Source organism: Hoeflea marina (assembly GCF_003182275.1).
Classification (GTDB): Bacteria; Pseudomonadota; Alphaproteobacteria; order Rhizobiales; family Rhizobiaceae; genus Hoeflea; species Hoeflea marina.
The window spans coordinates 374,735-396,693 of record NZ_QGTR01000004.1 but is presented as its reverse complement, the minus strand read 5'-3'; the positions used below and the strand labels follow the sequence as shown (position 1 = coordinate 396,693).

Below are 21,959 nucleotides of genomic sequence, written 5' to 3'. Positions count from 1 at the left end.
CTGAAATGCGAATTGTAGTCGGTTCTGATCATGCCGGATTTCCGATGAAGGCCCATGCCATCGAGACCATCAAGGCGCTCGGACACGAGGTCATCGATGTCGGCTCCTTCGATGACCAGCCGGTGGATTTTCCCGATATCGCCAGGCTTGTGACCGGCGCGCTCACCGAAGGCACGGCCGATCGCGGCCTGATGGTCTGCGGGACCGGCGTCGGCGCCTCGATCGCCGCCAACAAGGTCAAGGGCATCCGCGCCGCCGTCTGCCACGACGTCCATTCGGCTCACCAGTCGGTCGAGCACGACGATGTCAATGTCATGTGCATCGGCGCCCAGATCGTCGGTCCGTGGCTCGCCCGCGACCTCATCGCCGCCTATCTCGAGGCGGAGTTCTCCACCAGCGAAGAATTCCGCCGCCGCGTCGAGAAGCTGCACACGATGGATTCCGAACGCTGAGCCGGCGCCGCGCGGGCCGCCTGGATGGACCGGGTGGACCGTCCCGGCGGGGAGGGCGCGGAGAAGTCGATCTCCGCCAGCTGTAGGCGCCTGATCGCCCCTTGACACCGTACCGTACGGTACGGTACATGCGCTTCATGAACATCAGCGCCGTTCTTTCCAGCCCATCCGCACCGGACGATCGTGCCCTGGCATCCGGCGTTGATGCCGGGTCGCCGGCCGCGGTCGCAGGCGACGAGGAGTATTCGCCGCGGCAGCGCGAGGTGCTCGATGCGGTGCTCAGGCTGCTGGTGGAGGAGGGCGACGGGTTTTCCGTGGCGGCGGTGGCGCGGGCTGCGAGCTGCTCGAAGGAAACGCTCTACAAATGGTTCGGCGACCGCGACGGCCTGCTGACGGCCACCGTGCGCTGGCAGGCCTCCAAGGTGCGGATGCCGAAGCTGCCGAGCGAGGGGCTGACGCGCGAGAGCCTGAGCGAGGCGCTGTCGAGCTTTGCCGCAAGCTGGCTCACGGTGATTTCAGGCGAGCTGTCGATCGCGCTCAACCGCGCGGCGGTCTCCCATGCCGGATCGAACAGGAGCCGGCTCGGCGAGATCGTGCTCACCAACGGCCCGGTGGCGATGGCGCGGCGGCTCGAGCCGCTGTTTCTCGCCGGGCGGTCGGCGGGGCTCCTGACATTCGACGAAGCTTCGGAGGCATTCCGGGCCTTCTTCGGCCTGGTCATTGCCGACACGCAGATCCGGGTGCTGCTGGGCGAGACAGGCCGGCTCGACGACAGCGAAATATCGGCGCGGGCGAAAGCCGCGACGGACAGGTTTCTGACGCTGTTCGGCTGACCCCATCGGGGCAGGCGGGCATGCGCCAGCAAGTATCGGCAGGGCCAAACCCGTGCCGCAACGGACAATGGAAACGCACACAACAGGAGTGACCCATGCGCGTTTATTACGATCGTGACGCCGACCTCAATCTCATCAAGTCGAAGAAGGTGGCCATCATCGGCTACGGTTCGCAGGGCCGGGCGCATGCGCTCAACCTCAAGGATTCGGGCGCAACCAACGTCGCCGTGGCGCTCCGCGCCGGTTCGGCCACCGCCAAGAAGGCCGAGGCTGACGGCTTCAAGGTCATGACCGTGGCTGAAGCCGCCGGCTGGGCGGATCTCATGATGATGGCCGCTCCCGACGAGCTGCAGGCCGACATCTACAAGGACGAGATCGCCGCCAACATCCGCGACGGCGCTGCCATCGCGTTTGCCCACGGCCTCAACGTGCATTTCGGCCTCATCGAGCCGAAGTCGACCGTCGACGTCGTCATGATCGCGCCCAAGGGCCCCGGCCACACGGTGCGCGGCGAATATCTCAAGGGCGGCGGCGTGCCCTGCCTCATCGCCATCCACCACGATGCCTCGGGCAACGCCCATGACCTCGCGCTCTCCTATGCCTGCGGCGTCGGCGGCGGTCGCTCGGGCGTCATCGAGACCAACTTCAAGGAAGAGTGCGAAACCGACCTGTTCGGCGAGCAGGCGGTTCTCTGCGGCGGCCTGGTCGAGCTCATCCGCGCCGGATTCGAAACCCTGGTCGAAGGCGGCTATGCCCCGGAAATGGCCTATTTCGAGTGCCTGCACGAGGTCAAGCTGATCGTCGACCTGATCTATGAAGGCGGCATCGCCAACATGAACTACTCGATCTCGAACACCGCCGAATGGGGCGAATATGTCTCCGGCCCGCGCATCATCACCTCGGAAACCAAGGCCGAGATGAAGCGCATCCTCACCGACATCCAGACCGGCAAGTTCACCTCCGAGTGGATGCAGGAATACCGCGCCGGCGGCGCCCGCTTCAAGGGCATCCGCCGCAACAATGACAGCCACCAGATCGAGGAGGTGGGCGAGAAGCTGCGCGCCATGATGCCCTGGATCAAGGGCAACGCGCTCGTCGACAAGGCCAAGAACTGAGGCCACGGTTCGACGACCAAGACTGATCTGACCCAGACTCATCGGACAAGGGACCGCGGCGGAAACGCCGCGGTCCTTCGCATTTCGGGCTTCGCGTCCGGACCGGAACGACGAGATCGCAGCCGGAACCTCGGGCCTTGGTGCCGGACCATCTCACGACACTGCTATGCTTCCACGCAATAGAGCCAGACGGGTTGTACCGCGCCCTCCACACCGTCGCCCCGGCCTCCTGAGGTGCTCGCGTAGCGAGCCTCGAAGGACGAGGGTCCCCAGAGACCCGCGCGTCCGCGCGGTGAGAGACTCGCCTTCTTGAGGATGGTCCGCTACGAGTCCCCCGGCTCGCGGACGCTCGCCCGCTGGATGCCGGCGCGCGGGCCGGCATGACGGAGGAGGTGCCGCCGCGGCGGTCCCAAACGGGCAACCGGCAGCCCTCGGCGCTCCCCCCGGCAGACCGTCCGGGTGCCGGGCGGCGCCGGGCCTTCGGGACTCGCCGCCATCGCCGCATTAGCAGGATTTAAACAACTCCGCCCTATGCTTGACGCCAGCCAACCGCCACCCCGATCGAGGCCAGGCGCATGAGTTCGCAGTCACGGCAGCATCACTGGGATTTTGCGCGCGCACTCTATCTGCTGCTTGGAATCCCGTTTCATGCGGCGGTGGTCTATTCGACGCATTTCGTCTGGTCGGTCTCCTCGCCGCAGCACAGCCCGCTGCTGACCCTGATCGCCGACAGCATCCATGTCTTCCGGATGCCGGGATTCTTCATTCTGGCCGGCTTCTTCTCGATGATGATGCTCTCGCGCCAGGGTGCCCGACCGTGGCTCGGCAAACGCCTCGTCCGGCTCGGGCTGCCGCTCGCCACGGCAACGCTGACCATCCTGCCGCTGCAGATCGTCATGCAGCAATACGGGCTTGTGGTCTCGGGCGAACTTGCCCCGGCCCGGCTCGGGGCCAGCATCGCCTTCAGCGAGACCCACTTCGACGAGCCGTGGGTGTCGCATCTGTGGTTCCTCTACTGCCTGATCACCTATTCGGCGGCGCTGGCCGGCATCGTCGCGCTGACCGGCGCCGCGCGGTTTTCGGCCCTGGTCGCCGCGGTCGCCGAGTTCGGGCTCAGGCACCGCTGGCTGGCCTTTGCCACGCTCGCCGCCGCCTGCGCCGGGCTGGCGCTGGTCCTTCCTGCACTCTACCGGGTTGGCGGCAGCCACATGCCGGCCGCCGTCGCCTACAATTCCTACGCGGTCTATTTCTGCTTCGGCGCCGCCATGTTCATCAGCGCGCCGCTGAGGGCGTGGTATTCGGGGGCCGGATGGATGGCGCTCGGCATCGGCTGCCTGCTCGGGCTGGTGTCGCTGATCGCGCCGTCGACGCCATGGTCGCAGGCGGTGTTCATGATCTCGGGCGTCGTCGCGGCGATGATGATCACCGGCTTCATCACCGGCATGGCGACCGTCCGCTTCAACGGTCACAATCCGGCGATCCGCCGGATCGTCGATGCGTCCTTCACCATCTATCTGTTCCATCATCCGCTGATCTTCGCGATGGCGACGCTGTTTCTCATGCTCGACTGGCCGCCGCTGCTCGAGTGGCTCATCACCTTCACGCTGGCGGGCCTGCTGTCCTATGGCATCCACCTGCTGATCGCGCGGTCGGCGGTTGCGTTGCTGCTGTTCAATGGCGCCCGCGCCAGGCCGCCGGCCGGGCAGACTGGCGCGGCCGGGCTGCAGCAGCCCTCTCGCGCCGGAGCCTCCGGTCAGTCCTGAGGCCGGCGATCTGTGAGGCGGCAGGGCAGAGCCGGACAGGACGCACGGACCGGGCCTGAACTCAAGCGCCAAATGCAGAAAGGCCGCGGAGCACCCCGCGGCCTTTCCAGTCTCTGGAGGTCGGTTCAGATCAGCCGGGCGTGCCGATCAGGGTCAGCGAGGCGACGCCGACGGCGATGTTGACGCCGTCCTGGGCCTGGATCGAGACCGGCTGCAGGCCAAAGGATTCATTCGAACCGCCGACCAGCACATTGGCGCCGAGACCGGCTGCGAACGACGCCGACGCCTGGGCTCCGTTGTATTCACCGGCAAGCGCGCCGGCGGCATACGGCGCCTCTGTCGGCGACACGACGGCCCACTTGATCAGGGTCGTGCCGGTGACGCCAAGATCGAGACCGTACTTGTTGATCACGCCGGCATAGGTGTCGGCCGGAACGGCCGGATCGGCAGGCGTGAAGGTGCAGGTCAGGTCGCGGCTGGAGCCGAAGACGAAGCCGACGCCGCCTTCAACCGTGCAATCGAGCATGCCGACCTCGACACGATCGGCGGCACTTGCCTGGACGGCCAGCGCGCCGGAGGCTGCGGTCAGGGCCGAGGCGAGGATGAGTGTTTTTGCGAATGTCATGGTCGTATCCTTCAATCATTACGTCAAATGCTCCGACTGCGTCCGTCCCTAAGCTGCGGCACCCTGGAGCTTGCGAAGGGCGCCGCCGTGGCCGGCGGATCGGGGGATCGTGTCGCCCCCCTGATCATCCAGTCTGCCTGCACAACGCCGCGATCCGCCGATCGTTCCGTTGAGCGGGGATTAGGTTTGCGGCAGGGGCGGGGGACAATCGGGGGCAGGCGCTTGGACCCGGGCGGGCGGAAATCCGCACCCTCATGGGGGCATCGGCGTGGCGGCGGGGGTAGGCGTCGCGGCGCACGGCGCATCGGCTGGCTTGCCGATGTGCCGGAGCCGGTGCGCAAGCAACTGCCGACGGCGGTCTATCGCAAGCTGCTGCCAGCCCTGGCCCTGCTTACCGGCATCGAAACCGTGGTGGTTCTCAAGGATATATACCAGCTTGATGGCAATGGGGCCGCGGAGGTGACGTTGTGGGCGGCAAAGACATTGCTCACCGGGGCAATGACGCAGGCTTCAATGCAAAGCTGAGCCGCTTGCGCTCGTGCCGGCGTCAGCAGCCGTTCTCGGCCCTGATGCCGGCAATGAAGCTGCGGCCTTTTCGCTGCACCGTCGTCACCGTGGCGCGGCCATCGCATGTGCCGCTGCTGCTGCGGAAGCGGTATCGCACCGCGAAGCGGTTCGGCCCGGTCTTGCGCAGTTCGATCAACCACAGCTTTTCGGGCAGGCCGCCATAGAAGCGGCTCAATGCCTTGGCCGAGAAGGGGCCCTTGGCGGTCTTTTCCGGGATGACGAAGCCAGCGGCGGAGGCGCCGTCGCCACTGCCGAGCGCCAGGTAGAAAGCCTCAACCGTGCTCGCTCCACCATCCCCCTCGGATGCAGCACCGTCCTCGGGCTCGATTGCTGTCACCCAGGCCACCAGTGGGCGGTGGTGATGTCCGGTCATGGCCGGGATGGGGGTTGCCAGCGTGACTTGGACACGCTGCTCATTGAGCGCCACCATCGCTTCGCCGGTCGCGTCGGTCGAGACCAACTGCACCTCATCAAACGCAAAGTCCGGATCTGCAAAATCCTCGTCGCCGGTCAGGCAGATCGGTGCTTCGAGCTTGAGTATGTACCCAGGCTCCGGGGTGTCTCCGGTCTGCACGTCCTCGAAATTCGGCGGTCCGGCAAAGATACGGTGAGACAGCATGCCGCTGAGTTCATGCGGTTCGGCCTTGCCGAGATCGAAGCAGGCCGCCGCGGCAGGCAGCGGCAACATCAGCGCGGCCATCAGGCCGATATGTTTAAGCACACTCATCCCGACTGACCCTCCGCCTGTTGAATTTGCGTGGATATTAGCAGGATCTGCGGCAAGGGAAATGGGCAACCGCTCGCGCCATCATGGTGTCGCTGCTGCGCTCTGCACGCCCAAACCCCGCGTTCTGCTGCGCTGCAGCGACGAATAATAGGTCAGCAATGTTGACTTAAATTTCGCCGCATGATGATGCTGTCCGATCGCATCTTCGGAGGATCGGGCATGGCGCAGGCTGCAATGGTTGAAACCGCATCGCGAGACGGGCTGGACTGGCCGACGCTGTTTGCCACCCGTTCAGCGCGGATGAAGGCGTCGGAGATCCGCGAACTGCTCAAGCTGCTCGACCAGCCCGATGTGATCTCGTTTGCCGGCGGCATTCCCGATCCGGCCCTGTTTCCCGCCGATGCCTTCTCCGCCGCGCTGACCCGGGCGCTGACCGGGCCCGGCCGCGGCGCGGCGCTGCAATATTCCGTCTCCGAAGGCTACCGGCCGCTGCGCGAGTGGCTGGTCGGGCGCATGGCCTCGCTCGGCGTCGCGTGCTCGATCGACAACATCATGATCACGTCCGGCTCGCAGCAGGCGCTGGACTATCTCGGCAAGCTGTTTCTGACCCGGGGCGACACCGCGCTGGTCGGCTGGCCCACCTATCTCGGCGCCCTGCAAGCCTTCAATGCCTATGAGCCGACCTTCGACCGGCTCGATCCCTTTGCCAACCGCAGCACTGATGACTACCGCGCCACGGCGGCGGCGGCCGGCGGCAGCGTCAAATACGCCTATGTGTCGGGCGATTTCGCCAATCCGACAGGCGAGACCCTTGACCGCACGGCACGCGGGCGGGTGCTCGATCTCGCCGAGAGCCTCGACATCGCCGTCATCGAGGACGCGGCCTATCAGTCGCTGCGCTACGACGGCGAGGAGATCGAGCCGATCCTGGCGCTCGACATCGCCCGCCACGGCTCGATCGAGGCCGCGCGCACCATCTATTGCGGCAGCTTCTCCAAGACGCTGGCGCCCGGCCTGCGCGTCGGCTGGGTGGTGGCCGCCAGGCCGGTCATCGCCAAGCTGGTGCTGATGAAGCAGGCGGCCGACCTGCATTCGGCGACGCTCAACCAGATGGCCATCCACACGGTGGCAAGCGATGGCTTCTCCGCCCAGGTGGACACCATTCGCGGGGTCTATCGCGGCCGCCGCGACCACATGCTCTCGGCGCTGTCGCGCCATATGCCCGAGGGCGTGAGCTGGACGAGGCCGGACGGCGGCATGTTCGTCTGGGTGACGCTGCCCGAGGGGATCGACGGCGCGGCGCTGCTGGCAAGGAGCCTGGAGACGGCGCGCGTCGCCTTCGTGCCCGGCCGCGCCTTCTTCGCCGACGGCTCGGGCGCAAACACCATCCGGCTGTCGTTCTCCTGCGCTTCGGAGGCGATGATCGAGGAGGGGATCGCACGGCTCGGCAAGGTGGTGCGCCAGCAGCTCTGAACCGCGGGGAAGCCGCTCCCTGCGGAAGGCCGCGCGCGGCAATTTTCAGTGACTGACGATTGTGTCATCGCTTCGACAAGATTGGACGGCATGACCCGTAGCCAACTGGTTGGATCGACGCTAGCTTCGCGCCACCCGTTCCCGGGAAACCGGGTCAGTCAATCCCTTGCCCCGGCGCGGAGCGATCCGCTGCCAATTCGGAGCCTTCCATGACATATCGATTTCCCGCCGTTCTGGCAGCCCAGATCTCGCTGATCGCGGTGCTTACCTCCTCCGGCCTGGCCTATGCCGCCGACACCGCGCCCGCCACCGAGGACGAAAAGGTGCTCTACGCCATCGGTCTCGCTCTGGGCAAGAACCTGGTTCCCTTCCGGCTGACCGAGACCGAGCTGACGCAGGTGCAGGCCGGCATCGCCGCGGCATCCAACGGCGCCGAGCCGGCTGTGGCGCTCGAGGAGTACGGCCCCAAGATCGGCCCCTTCGTCCAGGCGCGGCATGACGCGCTGGCCGCAACCACCAAGGCGGAAGCCGCCAGGTTCCTTGAAGAACAGGGCAAGGCAGACGGCGCGACCGTGACTCCGTCGGGCATCATCATCAACGAGATGACAGCCGGCAGTGGCGAAAGCCCGGCGGCCACCAGCAAGGTCAAGGTGCATTACCACGGCACGCTGCCCGACGGCCATGTCTTCGACAGTTCGGTGGATCGCGGCGAACCGGCTGAATTCGGCCTCGACCAGGTCATTCCCTGCTGGACCGAAGCGGTGCAGACGATGAAGGTCGGCGGCAAGATCCGGGTGGTCTGCCCGGCCGATACCGCCTATGGCGACAAGGGAGCGGGCGAAATCCCCGGCGGTGCGGCGCTGGTGTTCGAAATCGAACTGCTCGACATCGTCAAGTAACGGACCGACCTGAGCGCCGGACTCCGAGCGGGTCCGGCGCCTGCGGCGTTCGCCTCAGTCGTCCTTGCTCCAGCTGATCTCGACGATCAGCCGGTGCAGCAGCTCGCACAGCATCGTGTTGTGGTGCTGCCACCAATCCGGATCATGGAGTTCGCAGTCGGGGACCCGCCCCCTGTTCATGCCGCGATTGGTGCCTTCGATCAGATAACCCGCAATCCGGTCGTCGTTGAGCAGGGCTTCCATGCCCCGCCAGACGATGGGAGCGGGGATGTCTGCTCCGGGTCTGTCGTTGTCTCGTGTGTCTGCCACGTCAATTATCCGCATTTCCGCCTGAACCGAAACTGGCCGCGCCGGACTGCGGCGCCTCTCCTGCAGCCGCCGCCAGTGATGCTGTGCTCATGCCGCCGACTTCCGGTCCCCGTAACCTCCGGGGCATACTCTTCCCGGTCGGGTTAACAAAACATGCAGCCGAAAATGCCGAATCTGGCCCTGCTGCCGGATGCGATGGATGCTGCCGCCAATCCCGGCCGGCCCGGAGCCCGGAGGGTCTTGGACTCCGCTTCCGCCGGACGCGTCCGGCGGCCTTGCACGAAGCACTTTGCCGCGTCGCGAATCTGCGATATGGTGCATCCATTGGGGCTAGGAGTTTCCGGAGGGAGGACGGACTGCAATCTCGTGATTGCGGTTGGCGTTGCTGCCGTCCGGAGCAAGAGGACAGTCCCATGCCCACCCTTCTTCCCGTTCAACGACGCGGTCGGCGCGGCCGCGCCACCAGGCCCGCTTCCTTCGCGGCCCTGCTGCTGGCGGGCAGCGCACTTGCCGGAGCCGCGCTGGCCGAAGAGCCGATCCGTCCCGGCGAGGCCTTCGCCACCCGCTTTTCCGGCAGCATCGACATCACCCTCGGCGACGGCACGCGCCTGCCGCTGATCGACCAGGATGGCGTGGTCGGCAGCCTCGTCGATCTGCGCAGTCCCGGCTTTGCCGCCGACGGACGCCACTGGGCGGACGAGCCGCAGAGGATGCGGGTCACCGCCGCAGAGGTCGGCCAGGTGTTCGGCGTTGCCTTCGACACCGGCTCGCCGGTCAATGTGCTCATGGCCGCCACCTCCGCCTTCGGACTGCACCGGTTTGATGACGGCAGCGACTGGCTGCCCGGCCAATGGGGCGAGGGCGGTCCCGGCGGCCTCTACCGGCTCAACGGCGGCAATGGCTATGCGCCGGAGCTGCTGGCGACGATCACGCTCGACGGTCGGCAGAACACCGGCGCCGGCCTGGGCGATGTCGCCTTCGATCCGGGGCACCGGCAGATTTTTGTCTCGGACCTCGAGACGGGCATGATCCACAGGCTCAGCGCCGAAGGCGAGGATCTTGGTCATTTCGATCACGGCGCCGAGGGCCGGCCGTCCTTTCTCGACGCCGACAGCGGCAACCGGCAGAGCCTCGCCGCGGTGGCGTTTGATCCCGGGACGGAGGCGCGGCTGTCGGACTGCACGGACGAAGCCGGCGCACCCGCGCGGTTCGACGCCACGCCGTCCTGCTGGAACTATGCCGATTTCCGCCGCCGCGTGTGGGGGCTGGCGGCGTTCTCCGATCCGGTCTCCGGCAAGACGCGCCTCTACTACGCCGTCTCCGCGGCAAACGGATTGGGCAATCCGGAGTGGACCGGCGACAGCGAGGAGGCGAGCAACTCCATCTGGTCGGTGGCACTGTCGGACGGCGGCGATTTCGATCGGACCGACATCCGCCGCGAACTGGTGCTGCCAGGCCCGGTCGATGCCTCGGCGCCGGCGTCGGTGCCGGACCTCGCCATCTCCGACGAGGGGGTGATGTTGGTGGGCGAGCGCGGAGCGGTGCGCAATCTCGGCCTCGATGCTCCGCAACCCTTTGCCGTGCCGCATGGCGCTCGGGTGCTGCGCTACTCTCTGGCCGACACCGGCCTGTGGATGCCCCAGGGCCGTCACGATGTCGGCTTTTATGACCGCAAGGCCGATGGCCAGCCGTTCCTGCGCGCCAATGCATCGGGCGGGGTCGATTTCGGCTACGGCTATGACGCGACGGGGGCGGCGGATTTCGCCCGGCCTGCGGGCTCGGTGTGGATGACCGGAGATGCCCTCTGCTCTCCCGACGGACCCTGCGCCGATCCGGCCGGCGGCCGTTCCGACGACTCCCAGGTGCACGGTCTGCAGGGCACGCCCGCCGCGGCCACGGTGGACGTCGATCCGCCCGGCGCCCGTCAACCTTATCCGGAGGGCGGCGATCCCTATCCCGCCGACGCGATGCTGGCCTCCTACCTGATCGACCTCGACGACAATCTCGGCGCTTCGGGGTCGCCTGACCGCATCCAGGCGCTCAAGGACGATGCCACGAGGATCGGCGATGTCGAGGTCCTGCGCGGCGCCCCCGCGGCGGCGCCGGCTTCGCTTGAGGGGTATGATCTCGAGATCGACAAGTCGGGTCCGGTCACATGCCTCGCCGGAACCGGCTGTTCCTTCACGCTGACGATCACCAACAACGGCCCGGCCGAGTTCTCCGGACCGGTCAATCTCTGGGACGACGTCGAGCCTTTCGACGCGCCGCTGTCGGGATTCTCCGGCGACGGCTGGCAGTGCTTCGAGTTTGCGGGCGGCATCCATTGCGGCATCAGCGAGCTCAAGCTCGGCGTCGGAGAGGCGACCGATCTGGTGGTGACGGTGACCGTGCCGGGAAATTACCGCTCCGATATCTTGACCAATTGCGCCAGCGTCACCTGGCTCTACACGGCCGAAGGCGGCTACGACGTGCGCTCGGTGCAGGTCGCGCTGTCCCTGCTCGGTTATGACCCCGGTCCGATCGACGGCGTCATCGGCTCCCGCACGCTGTCGGCGCTGGCCGAGTTCCAGTCCGACAACGGCCTTGAGCCGACCGGCGAGATGGACGAGGAGACCGCGGCGCTGCTGTCGCCGGGATACGCAGGTGTCCCCGGTGATCTCGATGGATCCAACGACAGCGACTGCCATGACGTGGTCACCGGCGATCCGCTGCCGGTGCACACGAAGTGGCGGTCGCATCTCAAGACCGGCTCTCCGCACAACAAGGTTCAGTCGCATCTGAAGACCGGCTCGCCGCACAACAAGCTGCAGTCGCATCTGAAGACCGGCTCGCCGCACAACAAGCTGCAGTCGCATCTGAAGACCGGCTCGCCGCACAACAAGCTGCAGTCGCACCTGAAGACCGGCTCGCCGCACAACAAGCTGCAGTCGCACCTGAAGACCGGCTCGCCGCACAACAAGGTTCAATCGCACCTCAAGACCGGCTCACCGCACAACAAGCTGCAGTCGCATCTGAAGACCGGGTCGCCGCACAACAAGCTGCAGTCGCATCTGAAGACCGACTCGCCGCACAACAAGGTTCAGTCGCACCTCAAGACCGGCTCGCCGCACAACAAGGTTCAGTCGCACCTCAAGACCGGCTCGCCGCACAACAAGGTTCAATCGCACCTCAAGACCGGCTCACCGCACAACAAGCTGCAGTCACATCTGAAGACTGGCTCACCGCACAACAAGCTGCAGTCACATCTGAAGACTGGCTCACCGCACAACAAGCTGCAGTCGCATCTGAAGGCGGGCTCTCCGCACAACAAACAGCAGTCGCACCTGAAGGCGGGCTCTCCGCACAACAAGATCCTGTCCAATCAGAAGCTGCAGCCCGTCCACACCAAGGCGCAGTCGCACCTGAAGACTGGGTCGCCGCACAACAAGGTCCAGTCGATCCAGAAGCTGGCGCCGCGCCACACCAAGGCGCAGTCACATCTGAAGACTGGCTCGCCTCACGACAAGATCATTTCGGCCCAGAAGGTGCAGGTGCCCGTCGTGCCGCCGCCCGACGGCAACGGGGCGGTCATCCGGATCAATCCGCTGCTGCTTGCACCCAAGCAGTGATCATCCGGGCCGGGGCCGGAGCATTTGCAGACGAGGTGAACGTCGCTTCGTCGCAGGACAATGCGAGAAAAAAAGACCTTGGAGCGCATCGCGTCAATCTCAATTCATGCGATGCGCTTCAGTCCCGGCCCGTCACCATTCCATTCCGATCAGACGGAGTACACCATGTCGCCTTCGATCCTGACCCTTGCCAGGGCGGCCAATGCCGCTGCCGGGACACTCATGCTGGCCGTGGCCTGCCTTGCCGCGTCGCCCGCCGCCGCCGACAATCCGATCCACACCAACGAGGCCTATATCGACGAGATTCGCGCCGCTGCCGGTTTCGATGTCGCCAAGATCGACGAGGCCTTTGCCTATGTGTTCGACCAGCTGCCCGGCGAGGTGACGGTCTATCCGACCGAGAACTACTATTACTTCAAGTTCATTCACGGCGGCGTCCCCTATGCCGGCAACTTCCGGCTCGATGTCGCCGATCGCGACACGGGCGTCATCCACTTCGCCTATTTCTCCGAGAACAACGGCTTCGACCAGCAGCCGGTCTCGGGTCATCTGGCCTACAGCGCCGAACTCGGCGTCGGGGTGAAGAAGACCGGCGATCTGGATTATGCGGTCACGGCCCGGGGCAGGACGGTGGTGTTCCATCTCAATGACCTGCGCGGTGTCCGGCCGGCGCAGGGCATGATGGCGGCGGGCGAGGAGTTCATCGGTCCCGTGTTCGATGAATCCGGCGTGCCGATGCTGCTGATGTGGAACGCGGATCTCGAGATGTTCGTCTACGTGCTCGACGAGACCAGCCCGGCGGAGACCTATGTCGAATCGCAGGTTTCAAGCCAGATCCGGCTCGGGCTGCGCACCGGCTTTGCCTGGTACCGCGACCGCTATCTCGATCGCTGGATCCTGGTCGGCGTCGCCGCGGCGCAGACCGAACTCAACACCTATTTCGACGGCCCCTTCGACCAGTTGCCCGACAACTTCATCGAGGGCGAGAAATTGCGCGCGGCCTTCCTGGCCTTGAGCCCGGAGGTCGAGGGCCAGATCGACCGCTGGGGAAATTCCGCCGATCTCACCGGCCGCATGCTCGCCGACCCCTATGTGCTCTATTCGGAGGAAAGCGAACTCAGCCAGTTCGACCAGTGTGCCGCCGCGGCGACCGATCCGGCGAGCTACTATCCGTGTTTCGCCGTCGGGCAGACGCGATAGGCAGGACACCCCGCCCCGCGTTTCGCGGCGGGCGCTAACCCCCGATTGGCCTTGCCCCGTGCGGCGCGCCTGCATAGGCTGCTGGCGTGCGTCGGGACCGTCCTGGCTGTGGCGTGCAGGAGCAACACCGCCGATGTCCGTCCGCATAGCCACCTTCAATGCCGAGAACCTGCTCAGCCGCTTCGATTTCTCCGGCTTCCGCAACGAACTGCGCCAGGACCGGGTGAGCCAGCTCTACGAGGCCGTCGACGAGGCGCAGTACCGGCAGATGGAGATTGCGCGCGCCATCTCGCTCACCGACGACACACGGCAGATGACCGGCCAGGCCATCGCCGAGGCTGACGCCGACATTCTCTGCCTGCAGGAGGTGGAGAACCTCGATACCCTGCACCGCTTCGAATACGGCTATCTGTTCAAGATGATGGGCGCCGGCTACCGGCACAAATACATGCTCGACGGCAACGATTCGCGCGGCATCAACGTGGCGGTGATGATGCGCGAGCGGACGCGCGACGGCGCGCCGATCGAGTTCGTCGCCATGACCAGCCATGCGCATGTCACCTACGAGGCGTTCGGCCTCTACCGGCCCGAGCTGGCGGAGCTGGCCAGGCCGTCGGACCGCATCTTCAAGCGCGACTGCCTGGAGATCGACGTGCGCATCGGCGGCAAGCCGCTGACGATCTATGTGGTGCATTTCAAGTCGATGGGATCGGATCGCGGCGACGTCGACGGCCGCAGCTACACCATGCCGGTGCGCATGGCCGAAGCCCGCGCGCTCAGGCGCATCATCACCGACCGCTTCGGCGAGCGCGCAGGCGAGACGCGCTTCGTGATCTGCGGCGATTTCAACGATTACCGCGAGAAGCTGGTGATTAGCGGCGACCGCCGCAACGGCCATGCGTTCGAGCCGGTCACGGAGAAGCTCAGTTCGCTCGATGTGCTGCTGGCCGACGGCTTTGCCGTCAATGCGGTGGAACGGCGGCCGGTCCTCGACCGCTGGACGCTCTACCACACCCGCGGTCCCGCCGAGCGACATCTCTGCCAGCTCGACTACATCCTGCTGTCGCCCGCGCTCGACCGCATCGGAGCCGCCGAGCGTCCGGACATCGTGCGTGCCGGGCAGCCCTGGCGGACCCTGTTTCCACCCGGCCAGGAGGTCGAGCGCTATCCGCGCACCGGCTGGGACCGGCCGAAGGCGTCGGACCATTGTCCGGTAGCGCTGCAGATCCTGCTCAGATGAAAGATGACCGCATGGCGATGTTTGCCGAAGACAGCTTCGTTCCGCTCGACCACGTGACGCTGCGCCTGGCCGAGGGGCCGCATCCCTGGCAACTGGCCGAGCGCGACGCGGTCGAGGCGCTGTGGGCGCGCGAACGGGTCGAGCGGCCGTTCCTCTACAACGGCACGGTGATCATGCATCGGGGCCTGGCCATGCAGGGCGGCGGCATCACCGGCATCAGCCACGCGGTGCCTTATGCGGTGCTGCTGCACTGGCTCGAGGCCCAGCCGGCCGAGGCCGACATCTGGCACCTGTTCGGATCGCCGGTGATCGTCTCCTCCGACCAGGCGCTGGTGCTCATCCGCATGGCGCAAAGGACGGCCGGCGCGGGCCGCATCGTCTCGCCCGGCGGTTCGCTCGATCTCGCCGACATCCGCGACGGTGTCTGCGATGTGGAGGGCAACATGGCGCGCGAGATGGCCGAGGAGACCGGACTGGATCTTGCCCATGCGCGCGCCGAGCCGCAGCTCACCGGCTGGCGCCGGGGCCACCGCGTCACGGTGTTCCGCCGCTATCATTTCGACCGGACGGCCGCGGAGATCGCCGCGGCCATCGAGGCGCACATCGCCTCGGAGGCCGAGCCCGAGGCCGACGCCGCCGTCGTCTTCCGCAACGCCGGCCAGATCACCGGGGCGGTGCCCGCCCACATGCGGGCGATGATCCGGTTTCAGTTTCGCTAAAGCCCATCGCGTGAATTCAGATTCACGCGATGGGCTTTAGCTCTTTGTGATCATGCATGTCGTGATCCCGAAACCGCTGCACACTTTCGGGCGGCACTCATTAACCTGATCGGCATCGAGGCGAAGTCGGGCATTGGCAGGACCCCGGATTGGGTTAGGATGCCGGCCACACCCGGTGCGACCGCGCCGGAACGGAGCCGAGGGGCGGACATGACCAGTTACCACTACGCGATCTATGACGTGTTCACCGGCACGCGGCTCGAAGGCAATCCGCTGGCGGTGGTGTTCGGCGCCGACGGGCTGAGCGACGCCCGGATGGCGATGCTGGCGCGCGAGTTCAACCTGTCGGAGACGGTGTTCGTGCTGGGCTCGGACAATCCCGGCCATACCGCGCGGCTGCGCATCTTCACGCCCGCCCGCGAGATGCCGTTCGCCGGCCATCCGACGGTGGGCACCGCGGTGGCGCTGGGCGAGAGGATGGTCGAGAAGGGGGAGGTCGCGGCCGACGCCGACCTGGTGATGATGCTCGACGAGGTCATCGGCCCGGTGCGCTGCGCCACCAGGCTGGTCTCGGGCGAACCCGGATTTGCCGAGTTCGACCTGCCCAGGCTGTCGCGGCGGCTGCAGGCGCCGCTGACGAGCGCCGAAGTCGGGGAGGCGCTCGGCCTGTCCGCCCACGAGATCGGCTTCGAGAACCACGTCGTCTCGCTCTGGAGCGCCGGCGTGCCCTTCGTGCTCGTGCCGGTGCACGACCTATCGGTGGCAGCCCGGGTGGAGTGCAATGCGGCGCTGTGGCAGAACATCGCGCCGATGGGCGACGGCCAGCTGGCGCACGCCTATGTCTATTGCCGCGGCGGCGTGCACCACGACGCCGCCTTCCATGCCCGCATGTTCGCGTCGGAGGAGGGCACGGTCGAGGATCCGGCGACAGGATCGGCGGTTGCGGCGATGTCGGGGGCGATCCACCATTTCGACGGCGTCCGCGACGGGCATCTGGCATTGATGATCGAGCAGGGCGTCGAAATGGGACGGCCCTCGCACATCCACCTGCATCTCGACTGCGCCGGAGGCAAGATCAGCAAGGCCCGCATCGGCGGCCAGGCGGTGCGGATCGCCAGCGGCCGACTGACGCTCTGACGGGTCCGGCCGGCCGGGCGGGGAGGGCGGTGCCCGATAATTTCCGGCGCGGTCCCAAGGCTTTGCGGGCTCTTCGCGGGCGGAATCGAAATGAGCGGATTTTGCTTCTGGACAAGCCAGTTCATCCGGTCTATACGCCCCCTCGTTCCCTTCGCGGAACAGGTGGGGCGCGTAGCTCAGTTGGTAGAGCAGCTGACTCTTAATCAGCGGGTCCACGGTTCGAGCCCGTGCGCGCCCACCATCTTTTTCAATGAAATCAAGGGCTTTGCTTGCCTCGGTTTTGAGCCTGACGGTGACCCTGCGGATGGGTAACCTCAGGGTTACAGGGCTTGAGGCGCGCGCGGTTGGTGTTTTCAGAAAAGCAGGGTTCTTGCTGGTCCGGCGCTGATAAGGCCATCCAGGTAGCGCCGAGGCTCATGTCTTGGCGTCGACGATCCCGGGGGCGGGTGCGGCTGCGTCCGTTCCCCCTGTGGCTTGCCGCTCCAGGCTTGCGGCGAAGCTTTCTTCATCGGTCGGGACTCCGAACAGGTAGCCCTGGCCGACCGGGCAGCCCATTTCGGAAAGCATGGCCCGCTGGGCTTCTGTTTCCACTCCCTCTGCGACCACAGTCAGGCCCAGGGCGCGCCCGAGTTCGATGATGGCGCGGACGATCACCCTTTTGGACGGCGCCGTGGCGAGTTCGCTCACAAAGGTGCGGTCTATCTTGATCTCGGTCACCGGAAACCGTTCGAGCGATCGCAGGTTCGAATAGCCCGTGCCGAAATCGTCCACCGAAAGCCCGACGCCGATCCGCCGCAGCCGCTCGAATGCGTCGATGACGCCGGGCGTGTCGCTCAGGAACATGCTTTCGGTGATCTCGAGAGTGAGCCATGCAGGGTCCGCGCCGGTCTGACGCAGGATGCGGTCCAGCAGTTCGGCCATGTCGTGGCGCAGAAATTCGCCTGCGGACACGTTGACCGAAAAGCGGAGCGGCTTGTGGCGGTGGGCGTTGATGCGCCTGGCGAACGTCGTGACCGTAGTCAGGCTTCGTTCGGTCAGTTCGAGCAGCAACCCCGATCGCTCGGCTGTCTCGATGAACCTGCCGGGAAGCTGGCTTCCGAACAGGGGATGGTTCCAGCGGATCAGCGCTTCAGCGCCCAGCCACTCGCCGGTGACAAGGTCCACCTGGGGCTGGAAATGATACACGAATTCATTGTTGGCGACCGCGGACTTCAATTCGCGCGTCATGCGCAAGCGACGACGGGCTTGCTCGTCGTCTGAGTCGCGAAACCGGCGCGGCCCGCCAAGCGGATCGGACTTGGCTGCCCAGAGGGCGGTGCCCGCATTCCGGATCAGGGACAGGGTGCCGCCCACAGGCTTGCCGATCGCGTAGCCGATGGCGAACCGCAGCGAGACATTGGCGCCGGCCACGACGAAGTCCGCGGCAAGCAGGGCGGTGACCATTGAGACGATGGCGTCGGCGCTCTGTTCATCCGGGAGCTGGAAGGCCAGGGCGAACTCGTTCGCGCCCATCCGGGCCACCAGCGCGGCGCCCAGGTCCCTGAGACGCCGCCCGGTTTCGCAAAGCAGGGCATCCCCGACTTCGAACCCGTAACCAGTGTTGAGATCGTGAAAGTCGATCACATCCAGCTTCACGACCAGAAGCAGCGCCTCGGCCTGCGTTGCGAAACGTTCGTCGGCGGTCAGGAGAAACGATTGACGGTTCAGGCAGCCGGTAAGCCCGTCCAGGTTTGCGACCCGGTCCAGCGCGATGTGCGTCTGGCGGATCGACGAGACGTCGCGCAGGATGGCGACATAGAGCAGCGCGTCGCCAACCCAGGCCGGTCTGAGACTGAGACTGTTCCAGAACTCCGATCCGTCCTTGCGGTAGTTGCGCAGCGTCGCATCCACGGGCTCCGCCGCCTCGATCGCGGCGCGAATGCGCGCGATCTCCGGCTGGTCGCGTTCATTGCCCTGCAAATAGCGGCAGTCCTTGCCGATGACCTCATGACGGGCATAACCCGTCAGGCGTTCGAAGGACTTGTTGACGTAGAGCAAAGGCGAATTGGCCCCCGAACGCTGCCCGATGGCGATCCCGTCGCTCAGTTCCTCGACCAGCGTGGGAAGTATGGACCGGATCGAATCGGTATCGGCCAGCCCGTCGCCGGCGATGCTCGGCACGCGCTTGATGAAGTCCGCCGGCATGAGATTTCTGATTTCTTCCATGACAGGGAGCATGGACGGCGGCCCGAAACCGGGCAACCCAAAGCCGGGGCGCTTCCAGGACAACCGTCAGCCGTTTTCGGACAAACTACGCCTTGCTCCGTCGCCGGATGTCCGGAAGCGATCGCGATAATCGGACGGCGTCACTCCCACATGCAAAACAAATGCGCGGCGCATTGCGCGTGGCGATTGCTCCGGGGCTGCGGCCGCTGCCGTCCCAGGCGCCCTCCCGCCTCAGGCGAGGCCTTCGAGGCCGTAGAGGGCGGGGCGGATCTCCTCGAGCAGAGCGAAGGGATCGGCCAGCGAGGCGAAGACATTGATGAACACGGTCGGCTGCTCGCGGATGAAGCGGACATGCAGCACGCCGTTCTCGCGGTGCACGACCGCGCAGCCGATATGATACTGGCGGTCGCCGATCGAGATGAAGAAATGGTCCGGAATGTCATGGCGATGGCTGGTGGCCATCAAGCCGTTCTCCGAGATGTCGAGGACGCGCAACTGGGCCTGGCTCACCTGCCGCACTCCCTTGAGCGTGAAGAGCACATGGACGAGAACATTGCAACTGCGCCGCACCCAGTTGCGGGATTCCTGCTCAAAGGCCAGTTTCGTCAAGTAGTTCCTACGAGAAGACATGCTCTTGTGAAATGTCATCTGACTTGGTCCCTGGCGTGTCGGCGTCGTAACGCTCGCGATCCCTTCGGCAGGTGGTACGATGAGAATTGCCTCCGTCATGTTCCCCGGCAGTTCTTGCCAGTTCGACTATCTGTGCCCGCTCGATGACGTGAAGCCGGGCGACAACGTCATCGCGCTTGATGAAGTCCAACGGCATGAGGTTTCTGATTTCTTCCATGACAGGGAGCATGGATGGCTGCCCAAAACCGGGCAACCCACAGCCGGGGCGGTTTCAGGACAACCGTCAGCCGTTTTCGGACAAACTGCTCCTTGCTCCGTCCCCGGACGTCCGGAAGCGATCGCGATAATCGGACGGCGTCACGCCCACATGCGCGACGAAGGCGCGGCGCAACGCACGTGCCGACCCGAACCCACTTCTCTCCGCAATCGATGCGATCGGCAAGCGGCTCCCTTCCAGAAGGAAGCGGGCAACGTCGATCCGCGTGAGGTCGACATATTCGGACGGCGAGATGCCGATCTCCTGGGAAAAGACCCGCGTGAAGTTGCGCGGGCTCATCGCCGCGATCTTCGCCAGGGCGGTGACCGAGAGGTCGGCCGCGGGATGGTTGAGCACGAATTGCTGGACGCTGTGCAGACGGCTGCGGTCGCTCGCCTGCGCGGCCAGATGCACGCTGAACTGGGACTGGTCGCCGGGCCGCTTTAGAAAGACGACGAGCCGGCGAGCGACGTAGAGTGCCACCTCCCGGCCGAGATCCTCCTCGACGAGGGAAAGACCCAGATCGATCGCAGCACTGGATCCGGCCGAGGTGATCATCGCGCCGTCACGGACAAAGACCCGGTCGCCTTCCACCCGTCCCTCGGGGAAGCGCTCGGCAAGCAGGGTTGCGTACTGCCAGTGCGTGGTCACGCGCCGGCCCTTGAGCAGGCCAGCCTCGCCGAGCACGAATGCCCCTGTGCAGACGGAGCCGTAGCGCCGGGCCCGCCCGGCAATATCCACCAGCCAGTCGATGATCTGCCCGCCGGGACGTTTCGGAACGCCGACGCTCCCCGCCACGAGTACGGTATCGGGGTCACCGGGATACGCATCAAAGGCACAGTCGGGCAGGACCCTCAGTCCCGATGCACAGCGGATGGTGCGATCGTCTTCCGCGACGATAGCAACCTCGTAGACCATTTTGCCCGCACGCGCGTTCGCTTCTGCGAACACGTCCATGAGCCCGGCAAGTTCGAGGGAATGCACATCGGCAGGCACGAAGATCACGATCCGCACAAGGATATCTCCCACCGCACAAGGGACTCAAGGTTCTCGACGAGGTTGCGCGCCGACACCTGTCTGTTCCGGCGACGGTCGCACAGCGCTACCAGATCGTCAAAGTCAAATGATCGCGGTCCAGCGGGCGAACGGTGCAATGGAGAGAGCGTCTTGACTGTTCTGAACCGTCGACCGGACGGGCTGCTGCAGGCACGGGCCTTGATGGCTGATCCATCCCGGGCTTGTAATTTCCAAAAATTGATTAATATATGAGCAATGTCGATTGCACTTCGCATCGCACGTGGCCGCTTCGGGAGGGTGGCGCTGCTGGATATGGATCGGCCTCTGGTGCGGCACGCGCACCCGCATTGCCATGTGCTGTTGAAGGTCGAGGGAGCCGACACGCAGTTTTCGGTGCGCGACAGGCTCGTGCCGCTCACGGACGAAAGCGCTGTTCTCATCAACGCCTGGGAACCGCATGCCTATGCGCACGAACCGACGCGGCCGAAGACAGTCATCCTTGCGCTCTATATTGAACCGCAGTGGCTCGGTCATTTCCGGCCGAACTGGTCGGCGAGCCACGCGCCCGACTTCTTCGCCTCCAATGTTGGCTCGATCACCCGCGACATCCGCACGCACGCAGACATGCTTGCGGAGGCCATGGTGCAGGAGCCGAACAGTGCCGACAAGCACGAGGTGCTTCTTGGCGAACTGATGGTTGCCGTCATCGAACGCTTCGCGGACTGGCGGGCGGTGCCGAATTCGATCCGTGACCTCGCCTCGCGCCATCGGGTTGATTTCCGCATCCGCAAGGCCGTCGAGCGCATGAAGGCGGCACCGGGCGAGATCGCCGATCTCGATCTTCTCGCGACCGGCGTCGGCCTGTCGCGGGCGCATTTCTTTAGGCTGTTCGAGACCTCGATCGGGGTGACACCGCGGGTCTTCCTCAACGTGCAGCGCCTGGAAAAGGCGGTTGCGGCCGTCGCCGACGGAACGCAGAACTTCGCGGCGATCGGCGATCAACTCGGCTTTTCCGTACCTGCGCATTTCTCGCGCTTCTTCCACGATCATGCCGGCTCCTCGCCGAGCATCTTCCGCAGTGTAAGCCGCCTCTCGGCTGAGGATTTTGAGACTCCTCGGTAAGGTCTGATACGCGGCGGTATCGCCCGATCGCGCCCCCCGCTTCACTCTTCCCCCCTAAGGCA

19 protein-coding genes and 1 tRNA gene are annotated in these 21,959 nt (G+C 65.6%); 14 read left to right on the top strand and 6 right to left on the bottom strand.

What is annotated here, in order from left to right; translation table 11 throughout:
* Nucleotides 1–5: 5 nt before the first annotated feature.
* The 4 genes from rpiB (at nt 6) to DFR52_RS17270 (ending at nt 4,163) form a co-directional block, all read left to right on the top strand.
* Entirely contained in the window at nt 6–452 is a 447-nt protein-coding gene (gene rpiB, locus DFR52_RS17285) for a ribose 5-phosphate isomerase B (protein WP_110033240.1), read from the top strand.
* Nucleotides 453–553: 101 nt separating this feature from the next.
* Complete coding sequence (locus tag DFR52_RS17280) at nt 554–1,285, top strand: TetR/AcrR family transcriptional regulator C-terminal domain-containing protein (protein ID WP_245415383.1); 732 nt, start codon at nt 554–556, stop codon at nt 1,283–1,285.
* 95 nt (nt 1,286–1,380) lie between these two features.
* Nucleotides 1,381–2,400, top strand: a complete 1,020-nt coding sequence (ilvC, locus tag DFR52_RS17275; protein ID WP_110033239.1) for a ketol-acid reductoisomerase — start codon at nt 1,381–1,383, stop codon at nt 2,398–2,400.
* A 575-nt stretch (nt 2,401–2,975) separates the two neighbouring features.
* Nucleotides 2,976–4,163, top strand: coding sequence for an acyltransferase family protein (locus DFR52_RS17270; RefSeq protein ID WP_110033238.1), 1,188 nt, complete (start codon nt 2,976–2,978; stop codon nt 4,161–4,163).
* 130 nt (nt 4,164–4,293) lie between these two features.
* On the opposite strand, the gene DFR52_RS17265 is transcribed toward DFR52_RS17270, so the two are convergent.
* Nucleotides 4,294–4,788 (bottom strand): DUF992 domain-containing protein, encoded by a 495-nt coding sequence (locus DFR52_RS17265; protein WP_110033237.1) that lies wholly within the window; start codon nt 4,786–4,788, stop codon nt 4,294–4,296.
* Between the two features lie 333 nt (nt 4,789–5,121).
* Between DFR52_RS17265 and DFR52_RS17260 the strand changes: the two genes are divergently transcribed.
* Complete coding sequence (locus tag DFR52_RS17260; RefSeq protein ID WP_110033236.1) at nt 5,122–5,313, top strand: hypothetical protein; 192 nt, start codon at nt 5,122–5,124, stop codon at nt 5,311–5,313.
* 22 nt (nt 5,314–5,335) lie between these two features.
* Here the strand turns inward: DFR52_RS17260 and DFR52_RS17255 are convergent, their stop codons facing one another.
* Nucleotides 5,336–6,055 carry a hypothetical protein gene (locus tag DFR52_RS17255; RefSeq protein WP_110033235.1) on the bottom strand — a complete coding sequence of 240 codons (720 nt, stop codon included), beginning with the start codon at nt 6,053–6,055 and terminating at the stop codon, nt 5,336–5,338.
* Nucleotides 6,056–6,301: 246 nt separating this feature from the next.
* Between DFR52_RS17255 and DFR52_RS17250 the strand changes: the two genes are divergently transcribed.
* Both DFR52_RS17250 and DFR52_RS17245 read left to right on the top strand, forming a co-directional pair.
* Nucleotides 6,302–7,555: an aminotransferase-like domain-containing protein gene (locus tag DFR52_RS17250; protein ID WP_110033436.1), complete on the top strand. Its 1,254-nt coding sequence runs from the start codon at nt 6,302–6,304 to the stop codon at nt 7,553–7,555.
* Between the two features lie 209 nt (nt 7,556–7,764).
* Nucleotides 7,765–8,454, top strand: coding sequence for an FKBP-type peptidyl-prolyl cis-trans isomerase (locus tag DFR52_RS17245; RefSeq protein ID WP_110033234.1), 690 nt, complete (start codon nt 7,765–7,767; stop codon nt 8,452–8,454).
* Nucleotides 8,455–8,508: 54 nt separating this feature from the next.
* Here DFR52_RS17245 and DFR52_RS17240 read toward each other — a convergent pair whose 3' ends face one another.
* Entirely contained in the window at nt 8,509–8,763 is a 255-nt protein-coding gene (locus DFR52_RS17240; RefSeq protein ID WP_146215627.1) for a hypothetical protein, read from the bottom strand.
* 413 nt (nt 8,764–9,176) lie between these two features.
* On the opposite strand from DFR52_RS17240, the gene DFR52_RS24730 reads away from it, so the two are divergent.
* The 6 genes from DFR52_RS24730 (at nt 9,177) to DFR52_RS17210 (ending at nt 16,908) form a co-directional block, all read left to right on the top strand.
* Nucleotides 9,177–12,371 carry a peptidoglycan-binding protein gene (locus DFR52_RS24730; protein ID WP_210205861.1) on the top strand — a complete coding sequence of 1,065 codons (3,195 nt, stop codon included), beginning with the start codon at nt 9,177–9,179 and terminating at the stop codon, nt 12,369–12,371.
* 165 nt (nt 12,372–12,536) lie between these two features.
* Nucleotides 12,537–13,571, top strand: coding sequence for a hypothetical protein (locus DFR52_RS17230; protein ID WP_110033232.1), 1,035 nt, complete (start codon nt 12,537–12,539; stop codon nt 13,569–13,571).
* 133 nt (nt 13,572–13,704) lie between these two features.
* Entirely contained in the window at nt 13,705–14,811 is a 1,107-nt protein-coding gene (locus tag DFR52_RS17225; protein WP_110033231.1) for an endonuclease/exonuclease/phosphatase family protein, read from the top strand.
* A gap of 11 nt (nt 14,812–14,822) precedes the next feature.
* Entirely contained in the window at nt 14,823–15,530 is a 708-nt protein-coding gene (locus DFR52_RS17220) for an NUDIX hydrolase (RefSeq protein ID WP_110033230.1), read from the top strand.
* 210 nt (nt 15,531–15,740) lie between these two features.
* The gene (locus DFR52_RS17215; RefSeq protein WP_110033229.1) at nt 15,741–16,667 is read left to right on the top strand and encodes a PhzF family phenazine biosynthesis protein; all 927 of its coding nucleotides are present in this window, start codon (nt 15,741–15,743) and stop codon (nt 16,665–16,667) included.
* 165 nt (nt 16,668–16,832) lie between these two features.
* Nucleotides 16,833–16,908, top strand: a tRNA-Lys gene (locus DFR52_RS17210).
* A gap of 173 nt (nt 16,909–17,081) precedes the next feature.
* Here the strand turns inward: DFR52_RS17210 and DFR52_RS17205 are convergent.
* From DFR52_RS17205 to DFR52_RS17185, 3 genes are all read right to left on the bottom strand, one after another.
* Complete coding sequence (locus tag DFR52_RS17205; RefSeq protein WP_245415382.1) at nt 17,082–18,872, bottom strand: putative bifunctional diguanylate cyclase/phosphodiesterase; 1,791 nt, start codon at nt 18,870–18,872, stop codon at nt 17,082–17,084.
* 231 nt (nt 18,873–19,103) lie between these two features.
* On the bottom strand, nt 19,104–19,481 hold the full coding sequence (locus tag DFR52_RS17195) for a hypothetical protein (protein ID WP_110033228.1): 378 nt from the start codon (nt 19,479–19,481) through the stop codon (nt 19,104–19,106).
* Between the two features lie 304 nt (nt 19,482–19,785).
* Complete coding sequence (locus DFR52_RS17185) at nt 19,786–20,772, bottom strand: GlxA family transcriptional regulator (protein ID WP_110033226.1); 987 nt, start codon at nt 20,770–20,772, stop codon at nt 19,786–19,788.
* 258 nt (nt 20,773–21,030) lie between these two features.
* On the opposite strand from DFR52_RS17185, the gene DFR52_RS17180 reads away from it, so the two are divergent.
* Nucleotides 21,031–21,897, top strand: a complete 867-nt coding sequence (locus DFR52_RS17180; protein WP_110033225.1) for a helix-turn-helix transcriptional regulator — start codon at nt 21,031–21,033, stop codon at nt 21,895–21,897.
* Nucleotides 21,898–21,959: the final 62 nt, after the last annotated feature.

What these genes read in the sequence shown, in the direction of transcription:
- rpiB (WP_110033240.1), top strand. Translation starts at nt 6, where the DNA reads ATGCGAATTGTAGTCGGTTCTGATCATGCCGGATTTCCGATGAAGGCC.
- ilvC (WP_110033239.1), top strand. Translation starts at nt 1,381, where the DNA reads ATGCGCGTTTATTACGATCGTGACGCCGACCTCAATCTCATCAAGTCG.
- DFR52_RS17270 (WP_110033238.1), top strand. Translation starts at nt 2,976, where the DNA reads ATGAGTTCGCAGTCACGGCAGCATCACTGGGATTTTGCGCGCGCACTC.
- DFR52_RS17265 (WP_110033237.1), bottom strand. Translation starts at nt 4,788, where the DNA reads ATGACATTCGCAAAAACACTCATCCTCGCCTCGGCCCTGACCGCAGCC.
- DFR52_RS17255 (WP_110033235.1), bottom strand. Translation starts at nt 6,055, where the DNA reads ATGGCCGCGCTGATGTTGCCGCTGCCTGCCGCGGCGGCCTGCTTCGAT.
- DFR52_RS17250 (WP_110033436.1), top strand. Translation starts at nt 6,302, where the DNA reads ATGGCGCAGGCTGCAATGGTTGAAACCGCATCGCGAGACGGGCTGGAC.
- DFR52_RS17245 (WP_110033234.1), top strand. Translation starts at nt 7,765, where the DNA reads ATGACATATCGATTTCCCGCCGTTCTGGCAGCCCAGATCTCGCTGATC.
- DFR52_RS24730 (WP_210205861.1), top strand. Translation starts at nt 9,177, where the DNA reads ATGCCCACCCTTCTTCCCGTTCAACGACGCGGTCGGCGCGGCCGCGCC.
- DFR52_RS17230 (WP_110033232.1), top strand. Translation starts at nt 12,537, where the DNA reads ATGTCGCCTTCGATCCTGACCCTTGCCAGGGCGGCCAATGCCGCTGCC.
- DFR52_RS17225 (WP_110033231.1), top strand. Translation starts at nt 13,705, where the DNA reads ATGTCCGTCCGCATAGCCACCTTCAATGCCGAGAACCTGCTCAGCCGC.
- DFR52_RS17220 (WP_110033230.1), top strand. Translation starts at nt 14,823, where the DNA reads ATGGCGATGTTTGCCGAAGACAGCTTCGTTCCGCTCGACCACGTGACG.
- DFR52_RS17215 (WP_110033229.1), top strand. Translation starts at nt 15,741, where the DNA reads ATGACCAGTTACCACTACGCGATCTATGACGTGTTCACCGGCACGCGG.
- DFR52_RS17205 (WP_245415382.1), bottom strand. Translation starts at nt 18,872, where the DNA reads ATGGAAGAAATCAGAAATCTCATGCCGGCGGACTTCATCAAGCGCGTG.
- DFR52_RS17180 (WP_110033225.1), top strand. Translation starts at nt 21,031, where the DNA reads ATGTCGATTGCACTTCGCATCGCACGTGGCCGCTTCGGGAGGGTGGCG.